Origin of the sequence: Pseudoalteromonas sp. SR45-5 (genome assembly GCF_014163565.1) — a bacterium.
In the GTDB taxonomy this organism is placed as follows: domain Bacteria; phylum Pseudomonadota; class Gammaproteobacteria; order Enterobacterales; family Alteromonadaceae; genus Pseudoalteromonas; species Pseudoalteromonas distincta.
Genome location: NZ_JACJDN010000756.1, coordinates 1 through 1,672, shown reverse-complemented (window position 1 = coordinate 1,672; position 1,672 = coordinate 1). Strand labels below are relative to the sequence as shown.

The following is a 1,672-nucleotide window of genomic DNA, read 5'->3' as shown; positions in this document are numbered from 1 at the left end:
ACTTAATTAAGCGAATTGGTATAATATATAATCAGTATTAACAAAAGGGGTTGGCAATTTGCCAGCCCTTTTTAGTTTAATGGCTTATAAAACCGCTTAAGAGGCTAAAATAATACTTTTTTATGAATGTTCACTTTTGTTTATTATTGAACTTAAGTAAACTGTTTACATTGTGCAACAGCCTATTCAAGTAACATTAATGACCTCTCATACAAATAACTTTGCCAATAAGCGATTAGCATTTGTTAGCTCCTACTTTAGTTCTGCAATTGCTATAAACACGGTTGTTTCTTGTTTTCTTATTTTTAGCAGTATTAACCACAGCGCCTCACAAGAAAAACTTTACTGGCTTTTTACGTTATCCTTTATTTCATTACTTCGAATAGCAAGCCATGTATTTGTTAACAACACCCATGCTTTTAAATATCATCTGTATTTTATAGGTTTATTATTAACGGCTTTAACATGGGCTGCTTTTCCTATTTTGTTTTATGAAAACATGCAAATGCAGGAAAAATTTGTATCACTGGTTGTTTTTAGCTCCCTTGCTGGTGGCGGTGTAAACGTTTTAGCTTCTGATATTCGTTCCTCCTTGTCGTATATAACCTGTTTACTGGTTCCTTTTAGTATTTTATTACTTTTACAGCCTATTGAAGATGAGAATGTACTAGGTGTTTTAGGGCTCGTTTTATGGTTTATTTTGTGTTTTATAACGGCTTCGCGTAGTGCAAAAGATGTAAAGTCATCAATTAATAATGAACTTAAGTTAGATAAATTTATTGAAAACTTAGAAAACGAAGTGCAACTTCGTACCGAACAAATAATTTCTTTAGAGCAAAAAGACAACCTAACTAAATTGTTTAACAGGGGGAGCTTTGTTTCTAATGTTGAACTTGATTTAGACAATCAAAATGATGATATTAAAGCTGTTTTATTTTTAGATATGGATGACTTTAAAATCATCAACGATAAATACGGTCACGATTTTGGTGATTTTGTGCTGGCCCAAACAGGTAAACGATTAGTTGAAATACAAACCCAAGGCGACTTTATTGCTTGTCGATGGGGGGGGGATGAGTTTATTTTTTATTCTCGCACTAACACCGAAGACGAACTTTTTGACTGTGTTTTTAGATTAGTTAAAACCTTAACGAAAACAGTAAGCATGGATAGCTATCAAGTAAACCCCTCTTTTAAGGTTGGGCTGTATTTTACGCGCGAAAATTTTAATCTTGCAGAGGCGATTAAATACGCTGATGTAGCTATGTATGAAGGTAAGAAAAGCCGTAATGAAATATCGGTATTTGACGAGCGAATGCATGAATCGCTTAAAAGAGAAGAAGTACTTCGCAGCTCAATTAAAGAGTGCGTAGAAAAAGGTGACTTTCATCTGTGCTATCAACCTATTGTTGATATAAGCACAAATGAAATAACCACGTTTGAAGTACTACTTCGTTGGCAGTTTAATGATGAATTTATTCCCCCTTCAGAATTTATAGATATTGCAGAGCGATATGGAAAAATTAATATACTCGGCGAATTTGTACTAGAGCAAGCCATTGCGAGCTTAAGTAAGCTAAATACCGTAAATAGTAATATTGGATTGTCGATTAATGTGTCGGTGCTGCAACTAGAAAACCATAACTTTTTAGATTTTTTAGTTGCGCTTTTA

1 protein-coding gene is annotated in these 1,672 nt (G+C 33.7%); it reads left to right on the top strand.

Annotated elements, in window-relative coordinates; translation table 11 throughout:
* Positions 1-172: 172 nt before the first annotated feature.
* A partial coding sequence (locus H5072_RS18695; RefSeq protein ID WP_182694422.1) for a bifunctional diguanylate cyclase/phosphodiesterase occupies positions 173-1,672 on the top strand: 1,500 nt, incomplete at its 3' end.